The sequence below is a fragment of the Paludicola sp. MB14-C6 genome (assembly GCF_030908625.1).
Taxonomy (GTDB): Bacteria; Bacillota; Clostridia; order Oscillospirales; family Ruminococcaceae; genus Paludihabitans.
On sequence record NZ_CP133133.1, the window covers coordinates 1,990,331 to 2,007,309 of the forward strand.

The following is a 16,979-nucleotide window of genomic DNA, read 5'->3' on the forward strand; positions in this document are numbered from 1 at the left end:
TACAATATTAGTATTACCAGAATACTTGTAATCTTAAGTATTTTCCTTTATAATGTTATATTAGCTAAGTATTAAATTTTCCTTATTTATGTTGAATACCCTATTAAAAATGGAAAGGATTGATTGAGATTTTAGAAAGTTTACTCTCAGGAGATATTATAAAAATAATCAGTAGCATATTAGCGGGCATCGTAATTGTGTTTACTGCTTTGCCAATACACGAATTTGCACATGGCTGGGTAGCGAATAAACTAGGTGATCCAACAGCTAAAAGCCAAGGTCGATTAGATTTAAATCCATTTAGTCATTTTGATTTAATTGGTACAACTGCGTTATTGTTGTTTGGCTTCGGTTGGGCAAAGCCCGTACCCGTAAATCCATTTTATTTCAAAAATCGAAAGAATGGTATGGCTTTAACCGCACTTGCGGGTCCTGCATCCAATGTTATTGTCGCAACAATCGGACTTATGATTAAAAAAATTATATTTTATATTGCATTATCCACAGGCTCAGTGTCAAACTTTGTAAGTATATTATTATTGGTACTCGATTATATTATTGAAATCAATGTTATGTTAGCAGCCTTCAATTTAATTCCAATCCCACCGCTGGACGGCTCTAAAATAATTGGATTGTTTATGCCGATGCATGTTTACAATCGATTTGAAAATTGGTTTATGCGATATCAGCAATACGTTTTTTATGCGATGATCGCTATTTTCTTTATTCTTCCAAGAGCAGGTGGCCCATTCCAAAGAATTATTAGCATACCTTTGAATTTCTTAGAGGGCATTATTTATAAGTTGATGAATTTTATAACTGGATTTATTGATATAATCGCAAAGCTATTATAAAATAGATAAATTTTGCGTTGGGGGTAACCATATTTGCAACAACTAAGTTTTAAGCTAGAGGTATATGAAGGCCCACTTGACCTATTGCTTCACTTAATATCAAAACATAAATTAAATATATACGATATAGAAATATCTATTCTGTTAGAACAATATATTAACTATATTGAAGAGATGCAAGCGCAAGATCTTGAAGTGGCGAGTGAGTTTTTAACTATGGCGGCTCGTCTTGTTTATATTAAAACGCTGTCTTTACTTCCAAAACATGATGAAGGCGAAGAATTAAAGAAAGAGTTAGAAGGACAGTTATTAGAGTATCAACTTGCAAAAGCAATGGCAGGAAAGCTAGAGGAATTAAATCGTGGTGGACTGTTATTTATAAGAGAACTGCAAGAAATTGAGGTTGATAAAACTTACCATCGAAAACATAATAAACAAGAACTGCTAGATGCGTATATCATAGCGATAGGAAAAGCAAAACGAAAATTGCCACCGCCAAAAACTGCTTTTTCAGGTATTGTTTCAAGACGAATGGTATCAGTAGAATCACGTATTGTATTTATATTAAAAAAACTCTATCAAACAGGCCAAGTATCCTATCAAGAATTTTTTTATTCTGATGATCGCAGTGAGTTGGTTGCAACCTTTCTTGCTATGTTGGAATTGATTAAGTCAAAACGAATACAAGTGAATGAGGATAATACAAAAGTAACGTTCCAAAAAGACTCCAAACTTGTTTTAGATGATACCGAGGAGCTTTCAATTGAAGAAATTCAATAAATGATATAACAGTATGAAAAGTGATTGCTTTTCCATATGTTAAGATTTTACCCTTTCTCGCCAAAGACATCGGTGTGAAAATTAGAATAGGTAAATCAATAAAACATTAGGTTTGTGCGAAGGATGGTTTAATAAATAGATGGAAATTAACAAAATTAAAGGTGCAATAGAGGCAATTCTTTTTGCAAGCGGTGAACCCGTTGAGGTTGTAAAGATTGCCCAAGCTATAGATGTTGAAGAGGATATTGTGTATAAGCTGCTCAGAACGATGCAGGATAAGTATGATGACGATGACAGTGGAATTATGCTTTGTGAAATGGTTGATAGCTTTCAACTTTGTACAAAACCAATTCATGCAGATAAAATAAAAAAAGCATTGGAAATGAAAAGAAATATTCCTTTGTCACAAGCGGCAATGGAAATCCTTGCGATTATTGCTTATAATCAACCTGTTACAAAAGGCTTTATCGAGCAAATTCGTGGGGTAGACAGCTCTTCTACCGTAAATTCACTTGTAGAAAAAGGTTTAGTTGAAGAAGCAGGGCGTCTCGATGTTCCGGGAAAGCCCATTGCATATCAAACAACAGTTAATTTTTTAAGGAACTTTGATTTAAAGAGTTTAGAAGAATTGCCTCCGCTTCCGGATGAAAGCGGACAAGTTATGTTGGATGAAGTTGTGAATTCTAACAGCGCTTACTTAGAAAATGAAGAATAAAATAAACAGTGAGGTGATACAGTGACGGCACTCATTATAATAGGCAGTATTATTGCCTTTTTTGCGTTACTATTATCTTTTAGTTTGACTGTTTATGTTTCGATTCAAGAAGAAGTGAAAATAGCAATTGGTGCATTTGGATATCGATATCATATCGATTTAGACGATGATGGAAAACCAAAAAAGCCAAAGAAAAAGAAAAAAAAGAAGAAGCAAACTGCAGAAAAGAAGCAAGAAAATATAAAAAAGCCGAGTAAGAAACCAGATTCCAAGAGCTTTGGTGAAACAATTGAGTTTGCTTTGTCATTGTTGCGTGCAGTTATAAAGCCTACTCTTAAGTTATTAAAGCATACTCGTATAACCAAACTGTCGCTTTATATGACAGTTTGCGGTGAAGAAGCTGATGAAACAGCAATTTTTTTTGGACAAGTTTCAACAGGTATTTATAATCTTTTAGGTCATCTTGATAACTTAATTACTTTAAAAGTAAAATCTGTAGATATTGTTCCCGATTTTGTTTCAGATGAGGCAAAGTATAATATCTTTTTTAAAGTTAAGTTAAGATTTTGCCATATAATTGGGGCATTAATTAGTATGATAGTTAAGTTTTTGGTAAATACTATTAAAAATAATTTGCAACATGAACAACATTCAACGAAACACAAGAAACAATAAGACTCGTAATACAAAAAGAAACGAAAGGATACTCAACACGAAATGGTGAGTAAAATGGTGAACAGTATGAGCGAACATCCAATACAAGGGCTTATGGGAACAACTATGCAAAAAATCAGAGAAATGGTTGATGTAAATACAGTAGTTGGAGATCCAATTACCATTCCTGACGGCACAGTTATTATTCCGGTATCCAAAGTTGGATTTGGATTTGCGGCAGGCGGTTCCGATTTTCCAAGTAAACAACCAAAAGATTTGTTTGGCGGTGGAAGTGGAGCAGGTATTTCTATTCAACCACTTGCATTTTTGGTAATTTGTAATGGTGATGTGAAAATTCTGCAAATGGATAACAGTAAAAATACAGGCGACAGAATGGTAACAATGGTTCCTGAGGTTATAGATAAAATTGCTGATTTATTTGGTAAGGGCGAAAAAGGCAAAAAAGAATGCTGTACAAAAGCAAAACCAGCTGTTGCAAAGGAAGTTGAATAAAAACAAAGGCTGAAAGCCATAGGACAACTAACCACCTGCATAAACTATAGAGATTATATAATCTTGCTAGAGTAGGTGGTAGTTTGTTGAAAAAAACGATTTCTTTAATTTTGATACTAACCATAATGTTAATCCCTCTTGGTGCAGCGAATGTTTCTGCTACTAAAGGTGGGATTATTGCCAAAGGCTATATTTTAATGGAAGCCGCCACAGGTAAAATTCTTGCTAGTGGAAATGAGCATGTAAGCCTTCCAATAGCAAGTACAACTAAAATTATGACCGCTTTACTTGCATTAGAGCAACCCAATATATTTGAAAATTTTGAAGTCGATTCGAAAGCAATCATGGTGGAAGGAACTTCAATGGGGCTACGTGCCGGTGATAAGGCATCTTTATTTACACTTGCAAATGGAATGCTGCTACCATCCGGAAATGACGCTGCGAATGCGGCGGCAGTAAAAATAGCTGGCTCCATCCCCAAATTTTCAGATTTAATGAATAAAAAGGCCGCCAGTTTATCGATGAATGATTCTCATTTTGTTACACCATCGGGACTACACGATGAAAATCACTATTCATCGGCATATGATATGGCTTTGCTAACCAGAGCAGCTTTAAAAAATCCAACTTTTGCTTCTATCTGTTCTAAATCAAGGGCAAGAGTTGAATTTGGAAACCCATTGCAAAAACGACAATTAAGTAATCATAACCGATTGTTAGTTGAATGCGAAGGCTGTATTGGTGTAAAAACAGGATTTACAAAAAAAGCAGGTCGCTGCTTGGTTTCTGCTACAACCAGAGATGACGTAACGCTCATTTGCGTAACACTTGGAGCGGCAGACGATTGGAACGTTCATAAAACATTATATGATACTTGGTTTCCACAAATTGAAAAAACACCAATTAACGTAAGTGTAGATAAATTGAAACTGAATGTTGTTGGTGGAACGCAAAATAAAATTGGAGTAGCTACTCATGTAACAACAACTGCTCCTGTTCAACAAAATGAAGTAAAACTGCTGAAACAGCAGATTTACATAAATAGGTTCTATTATGCCCCCATTAAAAAGGGCGATGTGGTAGGAGAAATAAAACATTATTTGAATGATTATGAAGTTGCATCAACAATATTAGTTGCCAATCAAGATGTTGCTCTTACTCCATTTATAGAAAAGAAAAAGACATTTTTCAGTAAACTGAAAGAATTTTTTTCAAATATATTTTAATATTTAATCGGATAAAAGAAAGGGATAGGAATCAACTTTGGAAAATATAAGGATTCAAAAAATAATTGCGGATAGTGGTTTTTGCTCAAGAAGAAAAGCAGAAGAACTCATTGAACAAAAAAGAGTTAAGGTAAATGGACATTTTGCTACAATTGGGCAAAAGGTTGATGCTCGCAACGATTTAATCACAATTGATGGCGAACGTATTTTGGTAGAGCGAAAAAGAGAATTTACTTATCTAATGATGAATAAGCCAAGAGGTTATTTAACTTCAATGTCAGATGATAGAGGAAGACGCTGCGTAACAGAACTTTTACCTGAATCCGATCAAAGATTATTTCCAATTGGACGTCTTGACTTGAATTCAGAGGGATTATTATTATTCACAAATGATGGACGTTTCGCAAATCAAATGATGCATCCAAGTCATGAGGTGACCAAAACATATCGTGTAACTGTTCGTCCGGATATTACTGATGAGCAAGCTGCAAAATTAAGCGAGGGCGTTTATATTGACGGAAGAAAAACAGCTCCTGCAATGGTTCATGTTTTAACGAAAGAAGCAAATCGAGTTGTAATTGAAATGGTAATTCGTGAAGGAAGAAATCGTCAAATTCGTAAAATGTGTGAAGCTGTCAATCTTGAAGTTGCACGTTTGAAGCGTACGGCAATCGGTCCAATTCGTCTTGGTATGTTGAAGCCGGGAACAACCAGAGAGCTTACAAAAGAAGAGCTCATGGCAATAAGAAATGTACTTGCAAAAAACGATAGAGTTAAAAAATTCAGAAGATAGATTGCGAAAATAGTGTAAATTTTATTTTTTTAAAACAAGATGGTAGGCATTTTTCGTGTCTGCCATTTTATTTCATCAAAACGTATTTTTAATAAGAATCTTAATTTTAAATTCTATTTGTTTTTTTAAAAAACATTAGTATTATTCATATTTATCTAGTATAATAAAGTTTGGGAAAAAGGTTGTAAAATCAGAGAATATGTCGAAACTGTTTACAGTATTAGGGGGCTGAAAGAATGATAACAATGCTGCCGGTAAAAGATAGGGAATTGTTACAAAGTTTAAACGAAAAAGAAAATACCAATGCAAACTTAGGATACGCACTATATGACGAAAATGAAATAACAGGATATGTTTTATATAATCTGTTTTCGGAATATGGTGAGTTTGTGGCAATTAACGCAAATAGTTTATCAGAAAAAGATGGATTGATTCGAGCTGCACTGGGAAGTCTTTACGAAGTAGGAATTAACAAGGCAATTTTCAAATATTCTTTTCCAATTGAAATTGTAAGAAAGCTTAACATGTTGCAACAGGAAGAATATACAATACCTTCTATTTATGATATTCTATTTCAATGCTGCTCTTGTAAAAAGGCTAATAATGGATAGAATAATCGTATAAAATATCAAAAAAATGCTTGTTATTTAATTATCAATTGTGTATAATTGATTTTGATATGTAATTAAAAAAATATAGATTTAGATAAAGAAACGGAGGAACTAAAATGAGTCAAGCAAAACTGAATAAACTTGTAGAGCTTGGTAATAAAATTGACCAAAATGCTCCTGCAAGAAAAAGAATAACGACTCTATTTGATGCAGACAGCTTTGTTGAGTTGGATGCTTTCGCATTGTCAGGGGATGACACAGCAGGTGTGGTTGCTGGTTACGGATTAGTTGAGGGTGCTATTGTTTATGCATATTCTCAAGATGTAACAGTAAATAGCGGTGCTGTTTCAAAGGTTCACGCAAAAAAAATTAGAAAAATTTATGAATTAGCTGCAAAAACAGGTTGTCCTGTTGTTAGCATTTTAGATTCAAACGGTGCAAAGCTGGATGAAGCGAATATGATGCTTTCTGCTTATTCTAAAATGTTGATGTGGTCCAATAACTTATCAGGTGTGGTACCTCAAATTGCAGTAGTTCTTGGAACTTGTGCCGGTGCTTCTGCTATGTTAGCGGCATCTGCTGATTTTGTTGTAATGAGTAAAAATGGTGAGTTATTTATGACTGCTCCATTCGTAACAAGCGCAAATGGCGATAAAACAGAGAATGCTGGTTCTGCTGAAAATGCTGCAAAAGCTGGTGTAGCTTCTGTTGTATGTGAAGATGAAGATGCTTGCTTAGATTCTGTTAGAAGATTAATTACAATGCTTCCAACCAACAATCTAACTGCTGCACCTTTATTCGATTATGCTGAAAATGCACAAACTTTTGATCCAGAAGGATGTCCAAAATTAGTTGCAGAAGCAATTGCAGATGTAGATAGCCTATTTGAAATCAATAAAGACTATGCGAACGGTGCATATACTTACTTAGGTACTGTTGCAGGTATTACTACAGCTTTTGTAGTAACTAGCAAAAATAACCCATTAGATGCTGCTGCTTGTGATAAAGTTGCACGTTTTGTAAAAATTTGCGATGCATTCAATATTCCTATGGTTACATTTGTAAATACAAATGGATTTGAAATGACAGCAGATGTTAGCATTATCAAGAAAGCTGCTGAATTAGCAAGTGCATATGCGGAAGCAACAACTGCAAAAATCAGCATCATTACAGGTAAAGCTTATGGCGCTGCTTATATTGCTTTAGGTGCAAAAAATGCAAATGCTGACGTTACATTAGCTTGGCCTCAAGCTGAAATTAGCGCATTAGCTCCTGAAACAGCTGTTGAGTTCTTATGGGCAGATCGCTACAAAGGCACTGATAATCTTCAAGCTACAAGAAAAGAACTTGTAGAAGAATATATTGACACTGTAGCATCTCCGTTTGAAGCGGCTAAAGGTGGTTACATTGAAAACGTTATTGCTCCTGAATCAACAAGAGCAACTGTAATTAACATGCTAGACATGTTAGCAGGCAAACGTGCTTCTAAATTACCAAAGAAACACGCAACAATCTAATTATAATATAATATTTGGTTCAAATTATTAAGGAGGACTGTAAAATGAGAAGATTTAATATAACAGTAAACGGTAGAGCATATGACGTAGCAGTTGAGGAATTAGGAGCAGGTGCAGCACCTGTAGCAGCACCAGTTGCAGCTCCAGCAGTAGCACCGGTTGCAGCTCCAGTAGCGGCTCCAGTAGCAGCTCCTGCACCAGCAGCTCCAGCACCTGCAGTATCAGTTGCAGCAGGCGAAGGCACAAAGGTTGAGGCTCCAATGCCTGGTTCAATTATTGACGTTAAAGTTGCAGTAGGCGATACTGTAAAAGCTGGTCAACCAGTTGTTATACTTGAAGCTATGAAAATGGAGAATGACGTTGTTGCAACAGTAGACGGTCAAATCACTTCTGTATTAGTGAGAAAAGGTGACAGCGTAAATGCTGGCGATACTCTAGTTACAATTGCTTAGTTTGTAACGATAAATCTAAAATTCAAGTAACGGAGGATAAAAACAGATGGCACAAGTTAAAGTTACGGAAACTGTCTTGCGTGACGCTCATCAATCCTTGATTGCAACTCGTATGACAATAGATGAAATGCTACCAATCCTATCTAAAATGGATAAAATCGGATACTATTCAGCAGAAGTTTGGGGCGGAGCAACATTTGATTCTTGCTTAAGATTCTTAGATGAAGATCCATGGGAAAGATTAAGAATTATTAGAAGAGAAATGCCAAATACCAAATTACAAATGTTATTCAGAGGACAAAATATGTTAGGCTACCGTCACTATGCTGACGACGTACTAGAATACTTTGTTCAAAAATCAGTTGCAAATGGTATTGATATTATTCGTATTTTCGATGCATTAAATGATATTAGAAACCTAAAAACAGCAATTTCTGCTGCTAAAAAAGAAAAAGCACATGCACAAGTTGCAATTTCTTATACATTAGGTGAAGTATTCACAAACGAATACTATAAAGAATACGCAAAAAGAATTGAAGCAGAAGGTGCAGATTCTATCTGTATCAAAGATATGGCTGCATTGCTTACTCCTTATAAAACTGCTGAATTAGTTCATGAGCTAAAATCAGTAACGAAGCTTCCAATTCAATTACACACACACTATACTTCCGGTCTTGCTTCTATGTGTCTATTAAAAGGTATTGAAGCTGGCGCTGATGTAATTGATACAGCAATGTCACCTTTAGCACTTGGTACTTCTCATGCTCCAACCGAATCTATGGTTGCAGCGCTTCAAGGAACCGAGTATGATACAGGTTTAGACTTAGTTGCTTTAAACGAAGTTAGAGATTACTTCATGACATTAAGAGAAAAATATATTGCTTCCGGATTATTAGATACTAAGATGTTAGCAACTGATGCAAATGCATTAATCTATCAAGTACCGGGCGGTATGTTATCTAACCTATTATCTCAATTAAAACAAGCTGGTAAAGCAGATCAATTAACTGAGGTTCTTCAAGAAGTTCCAAGAGTTAGAAAAGATTCCGGCTTCCCACCACTTGTAACTCCAACATCACAAATCGTTGGTACACAAGCAGTATTTAACGTAATTACAGGCGAACGCTATAAAACTGTTACAAAAGAGTTCAAAGGCTTAGTTCGTGGTGAATATGGTAAAACTCCTGTTGAAATTGATCCTGAATTCAGAAAGAAAATCTGCGGAGACCAAGAGCCAATTGATTGTCGCCCAGCTGATTTACTAAAACCTGAGCTTGAATCTCTACGCAAAGAAGCAGCAGAGTGGACTGAGCAAGAGGAAGATGTATTAAGCTACGCACAATTTGGCCAAGTTGCAACAAAATTCTTTGAAAAACGTCGCAACAAAAAATTTAATATTGATGCTGACCATGCTGATAAAGCAAACGCAGTTCATCCGGTTTAATCAAATAAAGACCTGTCCGAAAGGATAGGTCTTTTGTGCATTAATATCCATTCAATAATAATGTTACCATTTTGTTACCAGTTAAACATTGACATTTTTGATATATATATATAATATAGATATTAAGAGAAATTCTAATACTCTTAATTTCTATATTATAATGTAAAGAATCATACATTATGGTTATAACATACCAAATTCAATGTGTTAGGGCTACAATGATAGAAAATACTGTTTCTAAATACCCAAAATGCTATCAAATTATTGAGAGGTTATAAGAATGCAAGAGTTATTGAATAATAAAAAATTTATAATTGCTGTACGAGTAATCGGATGGATTAATGTTATCATTATGCTTATTGATATAATCATTTTTAACGAAGCTTTATTAAATAAAGTACCATCAATCTTCAGATTATTTGGACTTATTGGATTAAGTATGGCTCATTATAAATATGATTGGAAAAAAGTTCCTCGAAAAAAGAGGATAATTTTTATGTGTATTGATATTTTAATTATAGTTTTATGTAGCCTTAGTTTAATCATTCATACTTAGTTTTTGCAATAGCTTAAAAATAAATATCAAATTCAATGTGTTAGGGCTACAATGATAGAAAATACTGTTTCTGAATATCCAAAATGCTATCGAATTATTGAGAGGTTATAAGAATGCGTGAGCTATTGAATAATAAAAAATTTATAATTGCTGTACGAGTAATCGGATGGATTAATATTATTATTTTGATTATTGATATTATCATATTTAACCAAGCGTTATTAGATAAAGTTCCATCATTTTTCAAATTATTTGGATTTCTTGCAGTTTATATGGCTAATTATAAATATGATTGGAAAAAAGTTTCTACAAAAAAGAGGATAATTTTTATATGTATTGATATTTTAATTATAGTTTTATGTAGCCTTAGTCTAATCATTCATACTTAGTTTTTTCAATAGCTTAAAGATAAACATTAAATTCAATGTGTTAGGGCTACAATGATAGAAAATACTGTTTTTGAATATCCAAAATGCTATCAAATTATTGAGAGGTTATAAGAATGAAAGAGCTATTGAATAATAAAAAATTCATAATTGCTGTACGAGTAATCGGATGGAGCTATATCATATTGATATTGGTGAATACAATCTTTTTTTATGGGAAGTTTTTATATAAAGGACCAAGAATTTTTGATATATTAGGAGTAGTTGCTGTATATATGGCTGACTATAAATTTGATTGGAAAAGCACTCCGAAATATAAAAAGGTAATCTTAACAAGTATAGCAATTTTATTATTGGTAATAGCTGAATATTGTATTATTACGAATACAAAGCTCTTTTAATACTACAATCAGAATCAAATCAAAATTACAAAAAACAATATAATAAAAAAGAAACCTGAAAACAGGTTTCTTTTTTAAGTAAGGGGCAGGTGATTCCTGCCCTATGCTTTTTTATAGAAAGTAACAATAAGAAAAGGTGCTTTCTTAAAGAATTCTATTGTCATAAAACATCTTTTAATACAAATTAGGAGTAAGTTGCTAATTATGCGTGAAAGTCATTGAAAAGTGGATAACCACAAATTACTGCACATCTTGGCATTGGACAAACTGGAGGTTTAGCCTCAGGTTGTTTTCTCTTACAAGAGCCCTCGTTGCCGCTAGCTTTTTGTTGTATAAACTGATTGTTTTCGATATCAATGTCGATATCGATATCAATGTCATTTTCGTTGTTATTCCAATTGCAAACAGGTTTTTCTTGTCTACCTTTGTTTTGACATCCACATTTTGGTGCCCAATTATTATTCATTCCGCAATTATACACAAAAATTCTCCTATTCTGTTTTCAAAATCAGGAGGGATGACCTCCTGATATATAATATGTATGTATAAGAATTCGTGCTACACCTTTTTTTACATGTAAGGATTGATGATTAAAAGAAAACAGTAATATTTATTAAAGAAACATATTGAAATGAGGCAGTTACACTAGTATAATGAAGAAAGATAAAAGGGGGATTTGAGATTGAATCACAAAGAAAAATTATTAGAAGATTTGAAAGCACTAGGTATTCAAGCAGGAGATACTGTTTTGGTACATACTTCTATCAAAGGACTCAACGTACCCGACATAAAAGCGAATGACATAATTGAAGCATTGTTAGCGGCAGTAGGCGAACAAGGAACACTGTTAGTTCCTGCACTATCTTATGCAAGCGTAACACCAAATTGTCCGGTTTACGATTATAAGCAAACACCAACTTGCATTGGCACTCTCCCTGAAGTATTTCGTACACAATATGCTTCACATCGAAGCATACATCCAACCCATTCTGTATGTGCGGTAGGCAGAATGGCTCATGCATTAACTTCAGCGCATAAGTTGGATAATACACCCGTTGGAGAGCGTTCACCATTTCGTTTGTTAACAAAAGTCAACGGAAAAATTCTGATGCTTGGATGTGGGCTGAAACCAAACACATTTATGCATGGAGTAGAAGAAATGGCATTTGCAAGCTATTGCTTAAGAAAGCAGCCGGTAAATTATACAGTAACCGATTCCACCGGAACATATCATAAAGATTATTATCCACATAATTTTGATAGATTTGTGCAACGCTATGACCGATTGAAAAATATATTATCCGAAGCGGAGTTGAAAAAAGGTCAAGTTTTAAATGGAGAAGCTTATTTAATAGAGGCTGTTGCTGCGATTGATAAAGGCGTAAAAGCAATTATGGCAAACGATTTGTATTTTGTAGATAGCATTTAAGGTTTTTGATGAAATGACAGTAAAGAGAGGGAAAATGGATGAAAAAGCCAAACATCTTATTTATTTTAACAGATGACCAAAGAGCAGATACGATTCATGCGTTGGGAAACAAACAAATTAAAACGCCAAACCTGGACAAGCTAGTAGAAAACGGAACCGCATTTACCCATGCCCATATTCCGGGAGGAACTTCGGGTGCAGTTTGTATGCCAAGCAGAGCTATGATTAACTCCGGTAAAACGTTATATCATTTATATGGTTGTGGTGAACAAATTCCAACTAAAGATACAACAATGGGACAATGTTTTAAAGAAAACGGCTATGAAACAATCGGAATAGGAAAGTGGCATAGCGGTACAGAATCATATGGCAGAAGCTTTTGTGATGGCGATAATATTTTCTTTGGAGGTATGTGGGATCATTGGAATGTTCCGGTTTGTAATTATCATAAAGACGGTATTTACGAAAAAACTGCAAACTTTACTCCAAATTTCTTTCATGCTAATCACCCAATGCCAATGATTTGTGACAAAATAAGTGTAGGACAACATTCTACTGATTTATTTACAAAGAGTGCTATTGAGTTTATTGAAAAAGATCGTGAAAAACCATTTTTCTTATATTTATCATACTTAGCACCACATGACCCTCGCACTATGCCAGAAGAGTTTCAAAATATGTATAACCCTGATGAAATTGAATTACCTGAAAACTTTGCTCCAGGTCATCCATTTTACTACGGTGTTGGTTTAATGACTGGAGAAAGTCGTGATGAGGATTTGGCTTCTTACCCAAGAACGGAAAAAGAAGTAAAGCAACATATTGCAGATTACTATGCTATGATTTCTCATATTGACTATAACGTAGGTAAATTGATAGAAGCTTTGGAAAAGAAAGGCGAACTCGATAATACGATTATTGTATTTACAGGTGATAACGGATTAGCAGTAGGTCAACATGGTTTAATGGGTAAACAAAGCGTATATGACCACAGCGTACGAGTTCCATTGATAATCAGTGGAGCAGGGATTGAAAAAGGATTACGTTGTGATAACTACGTATATCTTTTAGATATCTATCCATCATTATGCGAATTAGTGGGCTTAGAAATTCCTAATTCAGTGGAAGGACGAAGTTTTGAACCTATGCTAAAAGGCAGTACCGAAAAAACAAGAGAGGATTTATATTTTTCATATACTTCTTTAATTCGGTCTGTGAAAAATGAACGTTATAAATTGTTAGAATACCGTTTAGAGCGAAGTCAAAGTCAGCTATTTGATCTTCAAAATGACCCGAATGAGATGAATAATTTATATCATGATCCCAACTATGCTGATGTAGTAAAAGCTTTAAAGAAACGTTTGTTGGAATATAAGGCTGAGTGGGAAGATACCGCAAATCATCCGTTTTCAAAGAAATATTGGGATGAAGTAACATTATAACTATTTTTTGAATATATGCCGCATATTGCGGCATATATTTTTTTATGAACGGTAATTTTATGATTAAAATTGTAATATACTTTTATGATACTATAAGCTAAAGATAGGAGTGTTGCTATATGACATCTAGATTTGCAGAGTTTAAGAACAAAGAAATTATAGATGTATCAGATGGAGCGAAAATCGGTTATGTGGATGATATCGTATTCGATACAAAAACTGCAGATGTCGTATCACTTGTTATCTATGGGCGATATCGGTTTTTCGGATTGTTTGGCCGACATGAGGATATTTTAATTGACTGGAGCGACATAGAAATTATTGGTGAAGATACAATTTTAGTAAAAGAACAAAATTTAGTTCGGGATAAAAAACCGCAAAGAGTGAGCTATTTTGATAAATTATTTGGATAATACTTGACTTATTATGCGATATTCATGATAATAAAATATATATGTTGCATTTGAGAGGGTGATTGCTTGGTGAAAAAGGGAAAAAGCGTACAATCTGATAAAATAGCATTGCAATTATGGATGAAGATTACTCTTCTCGTAATATTGTTTTTTGTTGTGATTGACCTATATTTTTTAATTTTGGTAAACATTACAAATCAAACAGCAAACAATAATACTACCCTTCCTAAAGTCCCGTTTGCTTCGTCAAAGAGTTTTTGTCCGCTTTCTGAGAATGTACATAGTGTCGATTATAAAAAAGGCGGTATGTTAATCATATCTAAGTCTAATAACTATATTGTTGGGGATAAAATACTAATTCAAAATCGTTATGCTGACAAAAAAGTATATTCCATTAACAATTATTATGTTTTAGGTGTTATCACTGATGTAAATGAGAATGAATATATGGCAAGCTTATATAGTTATGAAAAGGAATCTGTAAAGATTCAAGATAGTGAAATTGAGGGGAAAGTAGATCAATATATCTCTACTTGGGGTGCTGTATATAATAATTTTATCGGTATAAAAGGGTATATTTTATTTGGTGCAATTCCAATTATGGGCGTTTGTTTACTTTATTTCATATTTCGGTTAATCTGTATTGATAAAAAGCAACAACTGCTAAACAATGAAGAAGCAATAGAAATACAGTCTATTCCTGTATCCGATTATATAGAGGAAGAAACAGAAATTGAATGGGTACAGCCTAGTAAACAAAGAATCAATGAAGATGAGGAACAAGATATGAAACCAATGATTTTGGAATCGCAAATAGAAGTTACCACTGCACAAACAGAAGCTTCCAAAACCAAAGTGGACGTTAATGAAGAAAATCAATCTATTTTGGAATCTGAAAAAGAAGAACATGAATTGGATGAAAATATGGAACAACTAGAAACAAACATAATAGAGGAAATAGAGCAACCTATATTAGATAAAAAAGATAAACGCTTTTTATCTGCAGACGAAATTGTTGCTATGTATCGTGAAAAGGCAAAAACAAAACAAGAACCATCTTCGGGTGAATATGAAAAAATAGCAAAAATGTATTATGACAGCGATATTAACAATTATGAATAAAAGCTTTATTAAAGGCTGAGAGTGAATATTTGTAGGCAATCCTAGAAATAGAAAAACCTCAAGGTGCTGCGTAAAAGTGCTTTGAGGTTTATTGTTAATGAATTGAGTAAAATTAAATTTCCGAAAAAGCTATCGCTTTTTAGCTTTCATCAATAGCGTTTTTTTGCTAGAAAAAAGACAAGCAAAAGAAAGTTTGTCCGATTCAACAATTTTTATATCTTGATGAATATAAATAGAATAAATGGTATTTGGTATGAAATTCAAAAAAATTGCTAAAAAGCTTGACCTTACCAATCAAAGATTATAAAATGATATTAGAAAATATTGGTGGAGGAATTATGAAAAAGTATATTAAAATAACAGCAGTTCTAGCAGCTTTATTCACTATGATGAGCTTTTCATCCTGCGCACAACCACAAGAAAGCACAGCCTCACTCAATAGCTCTTCGGATATTTCAACAAATGTTTCGGAATATCCAAGCTCGTCAAGCGAGCTTTCCAGCCATGAAAGCTCAAGCGATTTATCATCAATTATTTCAAAAATTGAAAGCAGCAAGCCTAGCTCAAAGCCGCCTTCCAGTAAGCCGGCTTCAAGCAAGCCTAATAGTTCAAAGCCAGCTCCTAGCAAGCCGGTAAGTTCGAATCCAAAACAAGAAAACAATATTACTCACGCTCAAATGAAAGCGGTTTGGATTGCTTTTTTAGAGTTTGATAGCTTTAAAGGCTCTAGTGCAGATGCTTTTCGTTCAAGAATTCAATTATATTATAATACAGCAGTATCAAAAGGTTTAAATACAGTTATCGTACAAGTCCGTCCACATGGCGATTCTATGTATCCATCTCAATATTATCCATGGTCTAAACATGCAAGTGGAACAGTAGGCGCTAAAGTTGATTATGATCCGTTAGCAATTATGGTAGAAGAAGCACATAATCGAAGTTTAGAAATTCATGCTTGGATTAACCCTTATCGAACCATGAATGATGCTGAATTTGCTTTGGTAGATAACAGCTTTCCAACAAAGGCATGGTATTCCAGCGAAAAAAGAGATCAATACATGATTAAAAGCAATGATGGCCGATGGTGGTTAAAACCGGGCAATAAAGAAGTACAACAGCTTATTATAAACGGCTCTAATGAAATGGTAAAGAATTATAAGATTGATGGCGTACATATTGATGACTATTTCTATAACGATAGTCCGTCTGCTTATGGTGATACAGCCGCTCAAGCGAAAGCAAATACTACTGCTATGGTAAAAGGGTTATACGATGGCATGAAGTCAATTAACCCTAAAGCAAGATTTGGTGTGAGCCCTGCTGGAGCGTTCCGTGCTGCAAATAAACTTCCAAGTTCAGATATGGGTAATTTATCTACCGATTTAGCAAAATGGTGTTCTCAACCTGGATATATTGATTACGTTATGCCACAAATTTATTGGGACTATAATCATTCTGTTCAGCCATATACCATGACATTAAATAAATGGGAAAATTTTGTGACTTGCGATAGTGTTGCATTATATATTGGATTAGCACCTTATCGTTTGTCAAACGATGTAATTAACCAACAAATAAAAGATGCTATGGCTAGCAATCGAGCAAGTGGTTATTGCTTGTTCCGCTATGATCATATTCTGGGATTATAAAAACTAAAGGTTGTATATTGTT

Annotated in this window: 20 protein-coding genes; 19 read left to right on the plus strand and 1 reads right to left on the minus strand. The window is 34.1% G+C overall.

Going from position 1 to position 16,979, the window contains the following annotated elements; all coding sequences use genetic code 11:
* Nucleotides 1-119 precede the first annotated feature (119 nt).
* From RBG61_RS09560 to RBG61_RS09625, 14 genes are all read left to right on the plus strand, one after another.
* Nucleotides 120-854, plus strand: a complete 735-nt coding sequence (locus tag RBG61_RS09560; RefSeq protein WP_307942983.1) for a site-2 protease family protein — start codon at nucleotides 120-122, stop codon at nucleotides 852-854.
* Between the two features lie 33 nt (nucleotides 855-887).
* Complete coding sequence (locus tag RBG61_RS09565) at nucleotides 888-1,634, plus strand: segregation and condensation protein A (RefSeq protein ID WP_307942986.1); 747 nt, start codon at nucleotides 888-890, stop codon at nucleotides 1,632-1,634.
* Nucleotides 1,635-1,773: 139 nt separating this feature from the next.
* Nucleotides 1,774-2,349, plus strand: a complete 576-nt coding sequence (scpB, locus tag RBG61_RS09570; protein WP_307942989.1) for an SMC-Scp complex subunit ScpB — start codon at nucleotides 1,774-1,776, stop codon at nucleotides 2,347-2,349.
* Nucleotides 2,350-2,370: 21 nt separating this feature from the next.
* Nucleotides 2,371-3,024: a hypothetical protein gene (locus RBG61_RS09575; protein ID WP_307942992.1), complete on the plus strand. Its 654-nt coding sequence runs from the start codon at nucleotides 2,371-2,373 to the stop codon at nucleotides 3,022-3,024.
* 54 nt (nucleotides 3,025-3,078) lie between these two features.
* The gene (ytfJ, locus tag RBG61_RS09580) at nucleotides 3,079-3,516 is read left to right on the plus strand and encodes a GerW family sporulation protein (RefSeq protein WP_307942993.1); all 438 of its coding nucleotides are present in this window, start codon (nucleotides 3,079-3,081) and stop codon (nucleotides 3,514-3,516) included.
* Nucleotides 3,517-3,602: 86 nt separating this feature from the next.
* Nucleotides 3,603-4,742, plus strand: coding sequence for a D-alanyl-D-alanine carboxypeptidase family protein (locus RBG61_RS09585; RefSeq protein WP_307942996.1), 1,140 nt, complete (start codon nucleotides 3,603-3,605; stop codon nucleotides 4,740-4,742).
* A gap of 37 nt (nucleotides 4,743-4,779) precedes the next feature.
* Nucleotides 4,780-5,535, plus strand: a complete 756-nt coding sequence (locus RBG61_RS09590; RefSeq protein WP_307942997.1) for a pseudouridine synthase — start codon at nucleotides 4,780-4,782, stop codon at nucleotides 5,533-5,535.
* A gap of 236 nt (nucleotides 5,536-5,771) precedes the next feature.
* Nucleotides 5,772-6,146, plus strand: a complete 375-nt coding sequence (locus RBG61_RS09595; protein WP_307943000.1) for a hypothetical protein — start codon at nucleotides 5,772-5,774, stop codon at nucleotides 6,144-6,146.
* 116 nt (nucleotides 6,147-6,262) lie between these two features.
* Entirely contained in the window at nucleotides 6,263-7,663 is a 1,401-nt protein-coding gene (locus RBG61_RS09600; protein WP_307943003.1) for an acyl-CoA carboxylase subunit beta, read from the plus strand.
* 44 nt (nucleotides 7,664-7,707) lie between these two features.
* Complete coding sequence (locus RBG61_RS09605) at nucleotides 7,708-8,115, plus strand: biotin/lipoyl-containing protein (RefSeq protein WP_307943005.1); 408 nt, start codon at nucleotides 7,708-7,710, stop codon at nucleotides 8,113-8,115.
* Between the two features lie 46 nt (nucleotides 8,116-8,161).
* Nucleotides 8,162-9,559 carry an oxaloacetate decarboxylase subunit alpha gene (locus RBG61_RS09610; protein ID WP_307943006.1) on the plus strand — a complete coding sequence of 466 codons (1,398 nt, stop codon included), beginning with the start codon at nucleotides 8,162-8,164 and terminating at the stop codon, nucleotides 9,557-9,559.
* A 280-nt stretch (nucleotides 9,560-9,839) separates the two neighbouring features.
* Nucleotides 9,840-10,115, plus strand: a complete 276-nt coding sequence (locus RBG61_RS09615) for a hypothetical protein (RefSeq protein ID WP_307943008.1) — start codon at nucleotides 9,840-9,842, stop codon at nucleotides 10,113-10,115.
* 113 nt (nucleotides 10,116-10,228) lie between these two features.
* The gene (locus tag RBG61_RS09620; protein WP_307943010.1) at nucleotides 10,229-10,504 is read left to right on the plus strand and encodes a hypothetical protein; all 276 of its coding nucleotides are present in this window, start codon (nucleotides 10,229-10,231) and stop codon (nucleotides 10,502-10,504) included.
* A gap of 113 nt (nucleotides 10,505-10,617) precedes the next feature.
* The gene (locus RBG61_RS09625) at nucleotides 10,618-10,902 is read left to right on the plus strand and encodes a hypothetical protein (RefSeq protein WP_307943012.1); all 285 of its coding nucleotides are present in this window, start codon (nucleotides 10,618-10,620) and stop codon (nucleotides 10,900-10,902) included.
* 202 nt (nucleotides 10,903-11,104) lie between these two features.
* Here the strand turns inward: RBG61_RS09625 and RBG61_RS09630 are convergent, their stop codons facing one another.
* Complete coding sequence (locus RBG61_RS09630; RefSeq protein ID WP_307943013.1) at nucleotides 11,105-11,383, minus strand: hypothetical protein; 279 nt, start codon at nucleotides 11,381-11,383, stop codon at nucleotides 11,105-11,107.
* A gap of 201 nt (nucleotides 11,384-11,584) precedes the next feature.
* Here RBG61_RS09630 and RBG61_RS09635 point away from each other — a divergent pair, with 201 nt between their 5' ends.
* The 5 genes from RBG61_RS09635 (at nucleotide 11,585) to RBG61_RS09655 (ending at nucleotide 16,957) form a co-directional block, all read left to right on the plus strand.
* Nucleotides 11,585-12,331, plus strand: coding sequence for an AAC(3) family N-acetyltransferase (locus tag RBG61_RS09635; RefSeq protein WP_307943015.1), 747 nt, complete (start codon nucleotides 11,585-11,587; stop codon nucleotides 12,329-12,331).
* Nucleotides 12,332-12,369: 38 nt separating this feature from the next.
* Nucleotides 12,370-13,773, plus strand: coding sequence for a sulfatase-like hydrolase/transferase (locus tag RBG61_RS09640; protein WP_307943017.1), 1,404 nt, complete (start codon nucleotides 12,370-12,372; stop codon nucleotides 13,771-13,773).
* A gap of 119 nt (nucleotides 13,774-13,892) precedes the next feature.
* Nucleotides 13,893-14,186 (plus strand): YlmC/YmxH family sporulation protein, encoded by a 294-nt coding sequence (locus RBG61_RS09645; RefSeq protein ID WP_307943018.1) that lies wholly within the window; start codon nucleotides 13,893-13,895, stop codon nucleotides 14,184-14,186.
* Nucleotides 14,187-14,255: 69 nt separating this feature from the next.
* Complete coding sequence (locus tag RBG61_RS09650) at nucleotides 14,256-15,308, plus strand: hypothetical protein (RefSeq protein WP_307943020.1); 1,053 nt, start codon at nucleotides 14,256-14,258, stop codon at nucleotides 15,306-15,308.
* Nucleotides 15,309-15,646: 338 nt separating this feature from the next.
* Nucleotides 15,647-16,957 (plus strand): glycoside hydrolase family 10 protein, encoded by a 1,311-nt coding sequence (locus RBG61_RS09655; protein ID WP_307943023.1) that lies wholly within the window; start codon nucleotides 15,647-15,649, stop codon nucleotides 16,955-16,957.
* Nucleotides 16,958-16,979 lie beyond the last annotated feature (22 nt).